This is a genomic window from Paenibacillus sp. 1-8 (genome assembly GCF_056316205.1).
In genome coordinates, this window is the sequence record NZ_CM149995.1 from 395,086 (window position 1) to 409,985 (window position 14,900).

Consider the following 14,900-nt stretch of genomic DNA (forward strand, 5'->3'; position numbering starts at 1 on the left):
AACGAACATTTTATACAGCCCAAACAATGAGGCGGTATAATGTTCCTGTGAAATGACAGGAGGGGTTATGTAGTGACTGTAACCGAGAAAGTGATTAATTTTGCACATCGCGGTGCTTCGGGTGTATGCCCTGAAAATACGATGGCGGCGTTCCGCCACGCTTTGGAGCTGGGGGCAACCGGCATAGAGACGGATGTGCAGCGTACCCGGGATGGGCATTTGGTGCTCATTCACGATGAATCACTGGAACGCACGACAGGTTCCCCGCTGGATGTACGTGATATTACACTAGAAGAACTGAATGGGTTAGATGCAGGCGGCTGGTTTGATGAGAAATTCCGGGGTGAGCGTGTGCCGCTGCTGGATGAGCTGCTGGAACTGGCACAGTCTTCGGATGCAATCATTAATCTGGAATTAAAAAATAGCATTTACCTCTATCCCGGTATGGAAGAAGAGGTAATCGCCGCTGTACGGCGTTTCAGATTAGAACAGCGGGTGATTATCTCCAGCTTCAATCATGAATCCCTGGCGCTCTGTGCGCAATTGGCCCCTGAGATTAGGACGGGGGCGCTGTATATCGAGATTATGGTTCGCCCGGCGGAGTATGCAAGTCGATTCGGGGTCACAGCACTGCATGCTTACAAGCATTCCGTCACACCGGAGGGAGTATCTGAGGCACTGGCTGCAGGTGTAGTCTATCACCCGTGGACAGTGAATGAGCCGGAAGAAATGAAGCGGCTGCTGGAGGCGGGGGTGAGCGGTATTATCACCGACTACCCTGATCGCTTGGCATCTCTATTGGCTGTCCGCTCTTCCTAAGCCGAAGCCGAAGATACCACGGAACTGCGACTAAGATTCGCTGGGACATGAGTGTGGCTATTTTTTTGAAGCCAAAAGACTCTCCTGTACGCAATCGTTTTTACGAGGCGAAGGAGAGTCTTTTTTGGGCTTGAGCTGAAGAATATATCGTCACGATAATCCTTTCTATTTGACGCCAAGCCGCATACGATAGCTGAACAGGATATCCAATGTTCTGTCCTGAAAATGATCTCCTACGAGCTTCACAAAGCGGGCCAAATCCTCATCAAGCGCTCGATTGCCGAGTTTGAATAGCGTTTGTATACCGCCTTGACTAAGAACAAGCCCTATATAACGAGCTGCGTCACACTGCTCATGGTTATGGAAGACAATCTCCCGAGTATATCGGAATTGTCCGCTGCGCTGTAGATTAGGCAAATGCTGTTCCTTGCTCCATTTATGGGCTTGCTGCTCTACAGGTGCTTCCCGATTCAGAATCTCATCTGCTTTGGCGATCAGCTGTACATAAGCTTGGTCTATCTCCCATTGCAGCACCGGAGGCCAATCGCAGTCAAAGGCGGCGAATACCCCGTCTTGAGCCAAGACTCTTCCCGCTTCCCTAAGCGTGCTGTCGGGGTCCATCCAGTGAAAGGATTGAGAGCAGGTGATGACGTCTACAGTTCCATCCTCAAAGGGCAGGTTGTTGGAGAATCCGCTTTTGAAGGAGATGGTGTCTGCCGTTGTTGCTCCTGCTGTCTCCAGCTTGCGCTGTGCTTTTCCTCTCATGTCCGGGTTGGGTTCGATGCCGACAATTTGCCGGGCCGCGTCTTTCCAAATGAAAGTCGAAAGCCCTGTTCCACAGCCAATATCGGCCACAAGCTCCACTTTTCGTTCCAGATAGCGGGTAATGATCTCGACAACGAGCGACGGTGCTTCTGGCCGGTGTTGGTCGTAGTCATCGGCAAAGCCGTTGAAACGGTCTACATTACTTTGCAAATTCCCCTCAGGTATCATATGGACTTTTTCCTCCCTGATTTCGGCGGACAGCCGAGCATATTCCCATGGTACTGTACTTTTACATTGTACAGGTTTATGTGTTTATCCATCTACTCTTGTGGTTCCACAACATGGATCAGATATCAGAATATGCACAGGAAGAGGGAATAGGTGCAACCCTGTGTGCCTATTTTATCGTGAAGCCAGTGCCCACTCGCGCATCATGGAATCAAGCATTGGACGAAGATCCTCGCGCTGCATACCCATGTGGAGTACGGCTTCCAGGTATCCTGCTTTATCACCGATATCATAACGTGTGCCTTCCAGTTCTAGTGCCAGAAGTTGGTTCTGCATGCTACCTGATGAAGGGCGTCAGTCAGTTGATATTCGCCGCCCGCACCTGTGGACAGGTTCTCCAATATCGAGAAAATGGAAGGCTCCAATACATACCGCCCAATGACTGCCTGCCGTGAAGGGGCCTCCGCAGGGGATGGTTTTTCAACAAGTCCGCCGACTTCATGAATAAGACCGTTCTGATGGATGGAGTCAATAATGCCGTATTTACTTACATCCTGTTCTTCCACTGTGCGTACGCCGACCACTTGCTTGCCAGTCGCTTCGTAGACATCCATCATTTGGCGAATCGCCGGAGTGTAGGAATTCATAATATCATCGCCCAGCAACACTGCGAATGGCTCATCCCCAATAAACTGACGGGCACAACGTACCGCATGTCCCAAACCGAGGGGTTCTTTTTGGCGGATATAGTGAATGACCGCTTTGCCCCCGATGCTTTGAACCTCGCGCAGAAGATCATACTTGCCTTTGCTCTCCAGCACTTGTTCCAATTCCACGGACTTGTCGAAATGATCCTCGATGGCTTTTTTATTACGTCCAGTCACGATAATGATGCTTTCAATCCCGGATTTGGTGGCTTCTTCGACAATATATTGAATAGCTGGTTTGTCGACAATCGGAAGCATCTCTTTAGGTAAAGCTTTAGTAGCAGGTAAAAAACGAGTTTCTAATCCGGCGGCTGGGATAACGGCTTTTGTAATTTTTCTCATGGAGATTCACTTCCCTTTCGAGATGGGGAACCGAATACCCAGTATCGGCTCCCGATATAGTTGATAATCATTCCGGCTGCGGTGGCGATCAGCTTGCATACGGCAAGCGGCAGCTCGGTTCCACTGTGAAGCATTTGTAATAATAAGGAGGTCAGTCCCAATACAATCAGGTTGACGACGATAAATTTAGGCAATTGACGTTTGTGAGTATCGGGTGCTGGTTGTTTATTGAATGTCCATTTGCTGTTCAAAATGTAACTGTTGGCTGTGCCGCAGCTATATGAAATGATCTGCGACAGCACAATCGGAACTCCGGCCCAAGCCAGCAGCATGAAAATGATATAATCTACGCCCGTATTCACCAGTCCTACCATGCCAAAACGGATCATAGGGAGTATCTGGGCCATGCGGCTTTTCATGGGTTATGCTCCGTGACCGGATTTAGGTCCGGTATATGCCGCGCTGTTGCCGCGTACGGTGCGGCTGGCGGATATCAGGCTGTTACGGGAACCTTGCATGTACAGGGATTCGCGTTGTTCAGGGGCCTTCATGGCATGTGTTGGGCCGTTTTCGTATTGTCCACCCAGATGTTCACGGACAATGTAGAGCGGGCGGGCTTTGGTTTCGTCATAAATCCGTCCGATATATTCACCGATAATACCGAGAATGATCAGGATCACTCCGTCAAAGATCAGGCTGATGCTAATCATGGAAGACCAGCCCTTCATGACATAGGAATCGGTGAAAAAGTTGAGAAACAATACGTACATCAGATACAGGAAGCCGGACATGGATAGAAGTGCGCCGATATAACCTGCCAGCTTGAGCGGTTTAATGGAAAAGGATGTGATTCCGTCCAGACTGAGCTTGATCATGCGTTTCAGCGGATACTTGGTTTCGCCTGCGAGCCGCTCATCGCGCTCATATTCAACAGCCGTCTGCTTGAAGCCGATCCAGCTAACGAGTCCACGGACAAACCGATTATTTTCCGGCAGCCGTTTCAATTCGTCTATTACCTTGCGGTCCATCAGGCGGAAATCGCCGGTGTCTACCGGGATATTAATATCCGTTGATGCTTTCAGTACACGGTAGAAGAGGCTGGCAGACCACTTTTTGAAGCGAGTTTCGCCATTGCGTTTCAACCGCTTGGCGTAGACTACCTCATAGCCTTCCTTCCACTTGTTGGCCATCTCTACGATCAGCTCCGGCGGGTCCTGGAGGTCGGCGTCAATAACGACGACCGCCTCTCCCACCGCATAATCCATCCCGGCGGTAATCGCTAGCTGATGACCGAAATTACGGGAGAAATCAATCAATACAATGGTATCGTCTCTGAGACTGAATTCCTTGATTAACTGGACGCTGCGGTCCGAACTGCCGTCATTTACGAATATCAGCTCGTAGAGCTCGCCCATCGAGCCCATCACTTGTTTTAGCCGCCGATAGGTTTCGGTAATGACGGCTTCCTCGTTGTACATCGGAATAACTATGGAAAAACGGATTTGTTCACTCATTGGTAGCTCCTCCTCATTTATAATGTGATTTCGTATAATGTACCGCTTCCGCCACGTTCGTCTCCGCCCGGTCCGCCTTGACCATCCTGAGCGTTCGAGTTGCTGTTCGTGGTGTCGCTTCCGCTGTTGGATGCTTCAGCATTGGTACTGGTTTCGCCAGTTGTTGTTTTCCATTCATCTGTAGGAATCACTTTGCCATGTTCTTTGATCCATGCTGTGACTTCGGAGTTATCGCTTTCCGGTCCACCGCCGCCTCCACCAGAGATCATGAAGTACTTCACTTGACCGCTTTCTACCAGTGCCTTGATCTTATCGACGGTATACACCGGATCGGAGGATACAAAGCCGTTCATAATAATCACTTTTTGTCCAGCTTCAATCATGTAAGGAGCGGCTGTTGAATAATTGCTTGCTGCGAAAAGGTAGGTTTCACCTGTGTTATGCTTTTGCAAATAGCTCAACGTTTTTTGGTCTAAGCTTTGACCACCGTTTGGTCCACCCATTCCTCTGGAGCGGGTAGAAGATCTCTGTTCCCTGTCTGTGCTTGTTCCTGTGCTTGAAGTAATACCATCAGAGCTGGATTGCTCTGCATTATTGGATTGGTTATTCGTTTGAGTTCCTTCAGGTTGTTGTCCATTTGCTTGACCATTTGCACCCTGGCCTCGGTTGCCAAAATTACCTCCTGGCATTCCGCCACCACCGCCGCCGCCAAATTGTGTCGGTCCGGCTTGCGGGATCATGCTGTTCCCCCCGTAGGTGATTGGTGTCAATGTCCAGTACACAGGGCCGATGAACATAGCGAGTACGCTTGCAATGATGGCATATCTCGTTAACTTCTCAGATTTCAATCGTGCTACTACCAGTAGCGCCGTGCCGATGATGCCGAGGATCAATACGGCGATGGACCAGCCACTGCCGATAGTGTCGTTGTAATTTTGCAGGACGAACCAGCTAAATACCGAGGTTGCCAGTACCGCTGCGGGTAACAGCCAGGAGAGCCGGCCGGAACGCTCGCGATATTGCTCCCACAATTCCACGAATCCGGCTCCGAAGAGCGCTGCAATCGGTGGTGCGAGCATAATCAGGTAATACTGATGGAAGAAACCTGCTACGCTGAAAAATGCAGCTACGGGAATCAGCCAGGCCAGCCAGAAGATGGCCTCTTTGTGTTTTTGCGTGATATTACGACGTCGAATGCCTGCAAGCAGGCCGATCGAAGCAATCAATGCGAATGGAAGCAACCAACTGGCTTGGCCTGACAGTGCAGATTGGAACAACCGTAGAGGTCCCTTTTCACCAGTGCCGAACATGCCGCCACCGGAATTTCCACCCGGTCCACCACCAGGGCCACCCTGACCGTTACCGCCGAATCCGCCCGGTGGCATTTGACCCCCCGTGGCGTTGCCACCTGTTGTTGCAGTGCTATCCGATGAGGTAGCTTTTTGAGCTTGATCCGAATTGGTATCGCTGTTGGTTGAAGCATTTTGTCTCCACTCCGAGCGTTGACCACCACCAGCGCCGCCGCCTGTTCCTCGGTCTCCCGTCAGACGGGAGAGGCCGTTATAGCCAAAGGCCAAATTCAGCACGGAGTTCGTACCACTGCTTCCCATATAAGGGCGTTGGTCTGCCGGAGTGGAGTCCACCACGACTGCCCAGGAGAGCGACACAGCCATGAGCACGACTGCCGATGCTGCCAGTGTTATCGCTTTTCGCTTCCAGTTAAACTTGGAGGCCAGCAGGTAGAAGAGTCCCAAAGCGGGAACAACCATATAGGCTTGAAGCATTTTTTCGTTAAAGGCGATACCTACGACTGTAAAAGCCCAGAGGATCGGCCCCCATTTGTGGTTTCTAATCCCTCTGAACAGCAACCATGTTGCGAGCAGCAGTGTGAAAACCAGCATCGCGTCGATGTTGTTCGTGCGGCTTACGGCTACTGCTACCGGCGTGATTGCCATTGCGAAGGCAGCCAATCGAGCGGCCATCGTACCGAATCTCGGCTTGACGAGCAGGTAAATGAGCAATACCGATCCGACTTGCGCCAGCGCTTGCGGCAGGATAACGCTCCAGCCGTGAAGTCCGAAAATGTAGGCGCTGACCGTTTGAATCCAGAACACCACAGGCGGTTTGTCTACCGTTACCGACCCTGCCGAATCGAGTGATGCGAAGAAGAAGTTGTGAAAACTTTGTAGCATGCTCGCTACGGCCGTCGTGTAATAGGTGTTAACATATTTGTCTTGCCAGATGTTGTATCCGTTCAAAATCGCAGATATCAGCATGATGATGATGAGGGGGACGTCTGCCCTGCTCTTAAACCATTTCTTAATCATGTACATTCCACTCCCTGTGAAAATTCTTTGTATTTATTCCGTTTGTTCCAGCCGCTATCTTCAGGACTGCGGAATGATCAGCCACTTCCGATCTTGGGCCCGGTGAACTACCGGCTTGCTATTATCATGCCTGACGTAGCTGAAATGGTTATGAGCGCTCCCTGAATGTTAGCTGAAAGCTGGATATGGATGCTTTTTTACGGAAATATTCAGGTATATTAGATACAGGCGAAAATGAATCGATCTTTTATTAAGAAAAAAAATGGTGTCATGAAAGGAAAGATAACCGATGAATCCGATACATGGAGTTAAAATTATGCTGGCGGATGATGAGCCGCACATTTTGCAATTTTTGGAGCTTGGGCTGATTAATGAAGGGTATGAGGTCAAAACAGCCGAGAACGGCAGTGATGCGTTGGATTTAGCGAGAGAGTTTCGCCCTCATGTTGCGGTATTGGATGTCATGATGCCTGAAATGAACGGATTTGAGGTATGCCAGAGTCTCAAGGAGACGGAGGATAACATCGCGGTCATTATGCTGACGGCCAAGGATGATGTAGATGATCGGGTGAAGGGATTGAAAATCGGCGCGGACGATTACATCGTGAAGCCCTTCAGTTTTAATGAACTGCTGGCTCGCATTGAAGCGCGTCTGCGGAATCAGTTTCCCGATCTGCTTGGAGAAGTGGTTCACGGGCCCTTTCAGGTGGATGATCGCCGCAAGGAAATTCGCTACCAAAATCAGGTGCTGGAACTGTCGCCTACCGAATATGAACTATTGAAATTTCTGGTATTGAATAACGGGATTGTTCTTAGTAAAAGTCGCATCCTGGATCGAGTATGGGGGTACGATTTTGGGGGCGAGGACAATATTGTCGAGGTGTATATCCGCTCCTTGCGTGAAAAGCTCAAAGATAAGGAGCATCGGGTCATTCGTACGCTACGCGGTGTCGGATACCGGGTGGATTTGCTATGAAGGCGAGGGGGAAAAGCCGGAGAAGAACTGCGTTCCGTTCTCTCCGGTCCCAGCTTTTAGCCAGAACGTTACTCATTTTGGCTCTGCTGCTCGTATTGATCGGCTTTCTGCAATATTTCCTGATGAAAGATTTTCTGTACCGCAGTCGGGCGGATGCGATGGGAACGCAATTAGGTTCAATTCCTGCCGATTTATTGATTAAGAATTCGCAAGAGAAGAGCGGAGGCTCCACTCCCCAAGAAGGAACCAATCGGAGGGATGATCGACCGGGGCCGTTTCTATTTTGGCCGGATATGTCGCTCGCTTCCATAGGTAAAGACGGAACCTTCTTGAGCTTGTCCAGCGAAAATGGACTTACGCCACCGCGTCTCACCACTCAGCAGTATAATTCGATGCAGCAGAACAGGCGCATGCGTCATGACTATCAATTGCTCACGGATGCACAAGGGAACGAGCAACTGGTCGTATTCCGTCCGCTCGGTCCACCTGACCGTTCGTCAGGTTTACTTCAAATGGGCGTTTCCACAACTTCCTTGCAAGAGCAGCTGATTAACCAGCTACGCACCTTTATTTTACTGTCTCTGATTGCGCTTGCGATTGGTCTGGCGCTAATGCTTCCTGTGCTGCGGCGAACGTTGGTGCCCCTTTCGAGGATGGTCGAGGCGGTCAAACGCATTGATGCGGGCAATCTGGCCGAGCGCTTTGACGCAGAGCAGGGGCAGTATGAGATAGACCGCTTGGCGGTATCCTTTAACGGGATGCTGGAACGGTTAGAGCATTCTTTTGCTGCCGAGCGTGAGCTGCAGATGCAGATGAGACGGTTTATCGCGGATGCTTCCCATGAACTGCGCACCCCGCTCACGTCAATTCACGGGTTCTTGGAGGTGCTGCTTCGTGGAGCGGCATCTAATCCAAAGCAGCTTCAATCTGCGCTAGAGAGTATGTATGGTGAATCCAAGCGGATGAATAAGCTTGTCTCCGATTTACTGTTGCTGGCTAAGCTGGACCGGACGCCGGAACTGAAGCTGGAAGATATGTTGCTGGATGCGTTGCTGCTGGAAATGAAGCCGCAGCTTCTGATGTTGGCGGGTAAGCGAAGAGTGATTTTTGATATGACGGCGGGTGTGCGAGTGCTGGCGGAAGGGGATAAAATCAAGCAGGTCTTGCTCAACCTGCTCCATAATGCTGTTCAGCATACGGATATGGAAAGAGGTGTGATCCATGTAAACTTGTCTGCCGGGAAAAAGCTGGCGGATATTCAGATTCGTGATAACGGGCCAGGTATGAGCAAAGAGCAGTTGGAGCGGATTTTTGAACGCTTTTACCGTGGAGATGAGTCACGTACACGCAGCTCGGGCGGAGCCGGTCTCGGTCTGGCGATTACACAGTCCATTGTGGAAGCACACGGCGGAAAAATCACCGCTGCAAGTACGCAGGGAGAAGGTAGTGTATTCAAGGTTACGCTGCCGTTAGCGAGGGCCGTATAACATTGTAAATTATGGTATAACATAAAAACAGCCCCCCGAACGGCAACGTTATTTATAACGCGGCTCGGGAGGCTTTTTGAATTAGTTAATTAATGCAGCCTTTTGTAAAAGCACATGCAGCACCTTGGCAGATGCTTCACGCGTTGTAGGCGCATTCGGCTGGAAGTAGGAGGAGCCCTTGATGGTTGCCCCGTTGATAATGCCGGCTGCGCTCACTTTTTCAATGCTATCCTTGGCATAGCCTGCAAAGGATGCAGCATCATGATACGGTGTGCGCGCAGGGCCATCGACAGACGCTTTGATCTGGAGCAGGTCTACTGCCTTGCTCAGCACGACTGCAATTTCCTGACGACTGATGTTAGCGTTCGGATCGAACTTGTCGCCGCTGCGACCTGTGATCAATCCGGCCTCATAAGCGGCTGCCACATCGCCAGAATACCAGCTACCTGCTGGAATATCCCCGAATGGTGCGGCAGTACCCGGTGTCAGGCCAAGGGCCCGGGTTACCAAGGCTGCAAATTCTGCGCGTGTCACGTTCTTTTTCGGTGAGAAGGCCGTGTCTGTGGTGCCGTTGATCAGTAGCTTGTTCGCTAGCGACTGAATCTCGGATTGAGCATACGACGATGAAATATCTTCAAAGCTAACCTGACGAGTCGCCGCTGCATACGTCGAGAAGCCCGGACGGCTTACCTTAACGACTGTTGATCCATCTGCCTGCTTGGTAAAGACGGACGGAACCGGGTAGACATTTCCGTTAGCTGTATAGAGAACACCGGCCGTATTCGACTCAATTTGGCCAGGTACAGTAAAGGAACGGCTAATGAACTGTCCCGGAGCAACCTTAAGTGGTTCGCTCTTGCCCCCAGTGACAACATTAGCTTCAAACCCTACAGGGGTGCCAATCACAGTCGACCCTTTCAGCTTGCTCGTAAATGTGTTGCTTTCCTGTGCCTGGCTACTGATTACAACTTCAATGCCTGCACCTGCAGGGGCATTTTTCAGAGCAGATATCGGCAAAGCCAGGGAAGCTCCTGTGTTACTCACTATCAGGCTGCTTCCTGCCGGAGCCTTGCCCAGCGTTGTCAGTTGGGCGGAAGTCAGCGCTGCTTTGGTCGTTTGACCTGCTTGGCTGCTGGCCGACAGGACAATGGCTGCTGGGCTGGAGCCCGCTGCTGTGATAGCTGTCTGCAAGTCTGTATCGCTTACAGTCAGCGACTGTACATTATTGTTAACCACGACGGTTGTGGCTACCGCTTTTACCGCCTGTCCTTGCTTCACCACGGATTGAAGTGAAGGTGCAGATGTAGCGACAGGGGTGGATGTGGTGGTTGAAGCGGAAGGTGTAGTATTACTTCTGCCGCCACCTCCACCACTGCCTCCACCGCTACCGGAAGCGGCACTATTGTCGATGCGAATGGCCTTCATAGCGGTGAAGAATTTAGGGCCGTCAGTATTGGTCTCGACTTCGCCTTTCGCATTCAGTTCCGGCGAATTAACCTCCAGCTTATACACACCGTCCTTCAAATGCTGAATAACGGGCTGACCGCTGGCATCCAGAACAGGCTTTCCGTTGGCATCGTATTCGACATAGCTTCCGTCAATGCCTTTGAAGGAGTATGCGCCTTGCTTGAGACGAGCGTTAACCCCTTGCTCCTTGGAAATCGTAATTCCATTAATAAGACCAATTAGCTTATCATCTATGCCGTATACATAGAGTGCAATTTGGTTGGTTTTATCCGTGGTCAGACGGAAAGCAAGATCTGTTGAACGTTGAGCGCCTGTACGGTTTGGATAAATAATCGAGTTGGTTATACTCAGATCCTGCAAGCCGAAACCTGTGGTCGGATTTTCCTTGCCGACATGAACGACGAATGGCAGATGCAATGTAGGCAGTCCGGCGCTTTTCAGGATGACTTCTCCTTCATATACACCTGTAGCTGCACTTGAGCTTGGCTGTACGGACAGAAAGAACGGTTGGGATTTACCCGCTTCTGCCGAGATTGCCCCATTCGTGCCGACACCTTGCAACTGAACAGCGATATTGCTCACGTCAGGCGTGGCAACGGGCTTGGCAGGATCAGAGGTTACATGATCATGCAAAATGTAGCTGGCTTCATACTGTACGCTGTTTGCGGACAGATTTTTAAGCTGCAATTGAATTTGCTTTGCATCACTGCCTGGTTTTAACACCCCGAAGCTGGCGGAAGGATTGTAGTTCACGACCTCCTGCCGATTGAAGTTCTTATCGAGAATCGTAATCTTTTCAACAGTTTCCAGCAGGGCTGGTGTCTGAATCGCATTGGCGATGTTGACAAGTCCTGCACCTTGGGAATACACATCGTATTGGATTTGATCCTCATCGTAAAGCGTATCCGACGTGTTCGCCAGAGCAGCACGGATATCGAACGGCGTCCAGTTTGGATGCTGCTGCTTCAGCAATACAGCAAGTCCGGCTACATGCGGAGAAGCCATACTGGTTCCGTTGCTACGTTTGTAAGCATGATCATAAGAGGCATCCGGATAGAACTTGGCGAAGGCAGGATAGGTTGACATAATACTAACTCCTGGCGCGCTCACATCAGGCTTGATGCTGAGCAGCTCGTCGCCGTTCGGCCCACGGGAGCTGAATCCAGCCATCGTATTGCCTGCATTATCTGTGCGAATAAACTTCTCTCCGAAGGAGACAGAGAACTTTTCTCCGGCGTTGTCGACGAGTTGTTTAGCCAGCGCGCGACCTTCCTTACCTTTCATATCAAAGGTCGGAATAAAATCAAAGCTGTCGCCCTGGTTAGCGTTTACATAGTCATCTCGATCCGGAATGCTGACGCCCAAATCAGCTTTCGTGATGTCGCCTGCTTTTGTATTCCCGTTAAAAATGATTACAGCCTTTGCGCCACTTTCCTTGGCATTTTCAATTTTATCCACGAATGCCAGGTTTCCACGTGACACGAGGACAATTTTTCCGGCTACATCTTTTCCTTCAAAATCATCAGGCTGCCCCAAATTTGCATATACCAGCTCATAAGGGGCAGTTCCCAGAATTGAAGCAAAATCCTCTTGGCCTGTCCCCCAGCCCATCAGATTAAACGCGTAATGTGCATAAGCATCTGCGGTCACTGTTTTCTTCAATTCACCATTCGCTTCCCAATAGGAATCACGGGTAACTGAAGCTGTGCCTGAGAAGCTTTTGCTCGGCGAAGTGGCAGCACCGACAGAAATCGCCAGCTGGGATGATGCAGGGGAACCCATCGAATAATAATAATTCCCGTCTTGTGCCGCATTGCCATTCGCAATGACAGCAACTACACCGGAAAGCACCGCATTATTGATCGCAATGGAGTCCGGAGAGTTCGGGTCCTTCTCGGAGTCTGAGCCGAGGGACAGGTTAATCACGTTCATGCCATCCTTGACAGCGCGTTCAATACCGTCAATGACCTGTGCGGAGGAACCGGAGGAACGCCCCGTCTTGGTATTACGTCCAAGTACTTTATACACGTATAAGTCCGATTTATAGGCAATACCCTTTTGTACAATATCTGCCGTTTTATTAGCGGCCTGGCCAGCAATCGTACCGGACACGTGCGTACCGTGAGTTGTTCCGGCAAAACCTGTGCCGTACGGGTCATTCTCTTTTTCAAGGAAAGGCTCCTCGTATGGATCGTTGTCCTGCTCAAAAGAGTCATATCCACCCTTGTAAGCTGCTTTCAAATCCGGGTGCTCATAATCGATCCCGGTATCAATAACCCCAACCTTAATCCCTTCGCCTGTCCAACCTTTAGCCCAGGCTTCAGGAACGCCAATTTGATCCAGCGGTGCGTTATCATACGTTGCTTCGCTGGCGGTGAGTGTCGGCGGGTCCTGTACGGGGATGGAATAGTACGTTTTGTTTTCGTGGATGGATTTTACGCCTGGCAGCTTTGCCAGTTCCGGAATTTTATTGGCTGGCAGCGTAACCTCCAAGCCATTAAGTACCGTGTTGTACTGGTAATTCACCTGAAGGGGAATGCTGTGCTCTGCCGCTCTATCCACGAACGTTGTTTGCTCATTGACGATAGCGGCTTCCGCTTTTTGTTCGGATCGAGCTGTGAAAGACTGATTGACCGATCGTGCCGCATATTTGTCCACGGCTAGCGGTTCACCATCAAGCTGTACGATGACTCTGACCTGCTGGGAGGAAGTGGTACTCAGCTCTGGCGAAATGAACGCCGGTGTTGCTTCGGAAGTCAAAGCTTCCTGTGCTTCTAAAAATGAACGGGTTTGCAGGTCTACGGTAGCAGCAGAACTGACAGATGGAAGAGACAAGCTTACCGTCAAGGCAAGAGCGAGTGTTACGACAGGAATTTTTCTCGAAATGATCGGCTTTTTCAAAGATTTCCCTCTTTTCAATCAAAATATGATTTGTCTACATACTAGGATTTGAAGCCACTGTCGAAGTTCTCACGCCTCCCTCAAGATTCAAATGATAGAATTGACCACTGGTGGCTAACTTGCTAGTTTTGAGGAATATCTTACCATATTGGTGGGATATATTACTATATGTTTTTTATATTTTTAGAAAAAATAAGGTTAACTTCACGCACATATTCCATGGAAATGTTATGAATTTACTAGATTTTTTTTGAAATCATTTAAAGGGGAATGGGAGAATACGAGATTTAATGATATAATCTGCATTGGAATTGTTGATATTTTATGAGGATGTAAAATGCTTAGTGCAAAGGAGTCGATTATGTTGGCAAAAACATTGATTTTCGGGCATAAAAATCCGGATACGGATACGATTTGCTCAGCTATTGCTTATGCAGACTTGAAAACCAAACTGGGTGCGGACGTGGAGCCAGTTCGTTTGGGCGAGGTAAACGGGGAAACGCAGTATGCACTGGATTATTTCAAAGTGAGTGCGCCGCGTCTGGTTGAACAGGTTGCTGCGGAAACAGACAGCGTTATTCTGGTCGATCATAATGAACGCCAGCAAAGCGCGGTTGACATTGACAAAGTGCGTGTAACTGAAGTCATCGACCATCACCGGATCGCTAACTTTGAAACAAGCCAGCCGTTGTACTTCCGCGCCGAGCCTGTAGGCTGCACAGCCACAATTTTGAACAAGCTGTACAAGGAAAACGGGATAGCGATTCCGAAAGAAATCGCAGGTCTGATGCTGTCCGCGATCATTTCCGATTCTCTGTTGTTCAAATCCCCAACCTGCACCGACCAAGACGTAGCTGCTGCCCGTGAACTGGCTGAAATCGCTGGTGTGGATGCAGATGGCTACGGTTTTGATCTGCTGAAAGCAGGAGCTGATCTAAGCGGTCACTCGATTGAGCAGTTAGTGAGTCTGGATGCGAAGGAATTCCAGATGAACGGACGCAAAGTGGAAATTGCACAAGTGAACGCGGTAGACGTGAACGACGTGCTGTCCCGTCAGTCCGAGCTGGAAGTAGCGCTGTCCCAAACAATTGCAGCTAAAAACCTGGACCTGTTCCTGTTCGTCGTTACAGATATTGTGAACAGTGATTCCATTGGTATTGCGCTGGGAAGCCAAGCACAAGCGGTCGAAAAAGCCTACAATGTGCAGCTCGACGACAATAAAGCGGTTCTGAAAGGTGTCGTATCCCGCAAATCGCAGATCGTACCTGTATTGACAGACGCTTTTAACAGTCTGTAATTCGGAAGCAGGCTACGATACAAAAGAAGCCACCTGAATCCAGCACTGCATTATAGCAGCGGAGGCAGGG

9 protein-coding genes and 1 pseudogene are annotated in these 14,900 nt (G+C 50.0%); 4 read left to right on the plus strand and 6 right to left on the minus strand.

The window, feature by feature from the left end; genetic code table 11:
• The first annotated feature begins 72 nt into the window (after window positions 1-72).
• Window positions 73-819: a glycerophosphodiester phosphodiesterase gene (locus AC0WRU_RS01755; protein ID WP_476126983.1), complete on the plus strand. Its 747-nt coding sequence runs from the start codon at window positions 73-75 to the stop codon at window positions 817-819.
• Between the two features lie 165 nt (window positions 820-984).
• Here AC0WRU_RS01755 and AC0WRU_RS01760 read toward each other — a convergent pair whose 3' ends face one another.
• The 5 genes and pseudogenes from AC0WRU_RS01760 to AC0WRU_RS01780 form a co-directional block, all read right to left on the minus strand.
• Window positions 985-1,812 carry a class I SAM-dependent methyltransferase gene (locus AC0WRU_RS01760; RefSeq protein WP_476126984.1) on the minus strand — a complete coding sequence of 276 codons (828 nt, stop codon included), beginning with the start codon at window positions 1,810-1,812 and terminating at the stop codon, window positions 985-987.
• 174 nt (window positions 1,813-1,986) lie between these two features.
• A pseudogene (galU, locus tag AC0WRU_RS01765) lies at window positions 1,987-2,861 on the minus strand (UTP--glucose-1-phosphate uridylyltransferase GalU).
• On the minus strand, window positions 2,858-3,280 hold the full coding sequence (locus AC0WRU_RS01770) for a GtrA family protein (protein ID WP_476126985.1): 423 nt from the start codon (window positions 3,278-3,280) through the stop codon (window positions 2,858-2,860). Before AC0WRU_RS01770 ends, galU begins: the two are co-directional and overlap by 4 nt.
• A 3-nt stretch (window positions 3,281-3,283) precedes the next feature.
• Window positions 3,284-4,375: a glycosyltransferase family 2 protein gene (locus AC0WRU_RS01775; protein WP_476126986.1), complete on the minus strand. Its 1,092-nt coding sequence runs from the start codon at window positions 4,373-4,375 to the stop codon at window positions 3,284-3,286.
• Window positions 4,376-4,392: 17 nt separating this feature from the next.
• Window positions 4,393-6,702 carry a glycosyltransferase family 39 protein gene (locus AC0WRU_RS01780; protein ID WP_476126987.1) on the minus strand — a complete coding sequence of 770 codons (2,310 nt, stop codon included), beginning with the start codon at window positions 6,700-6,702 and terminating at the stop codon, window positions 4,393-4,395.
• Between the two features lie 289 nt (window positions 6,703-6,991).
• Between AC0WRU_RS01780 and AC0WRU_RS01785 the strand changes: the two genes are divergently transcribed.
• Both AC0WRU_RS01785 and AC0WRU_RS01790 read left to right on the plus strand, forming a co-directional pair.
• Window positions 6,992-7,678 carry a response regulator transcription factor gene (locus tag AC0WRU_RS01785; protein ID WP_192511729.1) on the plus strand — a complete coding sequence of 229 codons (687 nt, stop codon included), beginning with the start codon at window positions 6,992-6,994 and terminating at the stop codon, window positions 7,676-7,678.
• Window positions 7,675-9,165, plus strand: coding sequence for a sensor histidine kinase (locus tag AC0WRU_RS01790; protein ID WP_476126988.1), 1,491 nt, complete (start codon window positions 7,675-7,677; stop codon window positions 9,163-9,165). The genes AC0WRU_RS01785 and AC0WRU_RS01790 overlap by 4 nt, the downstream gene beginning before the upstream one ends.
• 81 nt (window positions 9,166-9,246) lie before the next feature.
• On the opposite strand, the gene AC0WRU_RS01795 is transcribed toward AC0WRU_RS01790, so the two are convergent.
• The gene (locus tag AC0WRU_RS01795) at window positions 9,247-13,533 is read right to left on the minus strand and encodes a S8 family serine peptidase (RefSeq protein WP_476126989.1); all 4,287 of its coding nucleotides are present in this window, start codon (window positions 13,531-13,533) and stop codon (window positions 9,247-9,249) included.
• Window positions 13,534-13,894: 361 nt separating this feature from the next.
• Here AC0WRU_RS01795 and AC0WRU_RS01800 point away from each other — a divergent pair, with 361 nt between their 5' ends.
• The gene (locus tag AC0WRU_RS01800; protein WP_476126990.1) at window positions 13,895-14,830 is read left to right on the plus strand and encodes a manganese-dependent inorganic pyrophosphatase; all 936 of its coding nucleotides are present in this window, start codon (window positions 13,895-13,897) and stop codon (window positions 14,828-14,830) included.
• The last annotated feature ends 70 nt before the right edge of the window (window positions 14,831-14,900 follow it).

What these genes read in the sequence shown, in the direction of transcription:
- AC0WRU_RS01760 (WP_476126984.1), bottom strand. Translation starts at nt 1,812, where the DNA reads ATGATACCTGAGGGGAATTTGCAAAGTAATGTAGACCGTTTCAACGGC.
- AC0WRU_RS01770 (WP_476126985.1), bottom strand. Translation starts at nt 3,280, where the DNA reads ATGAAAAGCCGCATGGCCCAGATACTCCCTATGATCCGTTTTGGCATG.
- AC0WRU_RS01775 (WP_476126986.1), bottom strand. Translation starts at nt 4,375, where the DNA reads ATGAGTGAACAAATCCGTTTTTCCATAGTTATTCCGATGTACAACGAG.
- AC0WRU_RS01780 (WP_476126987.1), bottom strand. Translation starts at nt 6,702, where the DNA reads ATGATTAAGAAATGGTTTAAGAGCAGGGCAGACGTCCCCCTCATCATC.
- AC0WRU_RS01785 (WP_192511729.1), top strand. Translation starts at nt 6,992, where the DNA reads ATGAATCCGATACATGGAGTTAAAATTATGCTGGCGGATGATGAGCCG.
- AC0WRU_RS01790 (WP_476126988.1), top strand. Translation starts at nt 7,675, where the DNA reads ATGAAGGCGAGGGGGAAAAGCCGGAGAAGAACTGCGTTCCGTTCTCTC.
- AC0WRU_RS01800 (WP_476126990.1), top strand. Translation starts at nt 13,895, where the DNA reads ATGTTGGCAAAAACATTGATTTTCGGGCATAAAAATCCGGATACGGAT.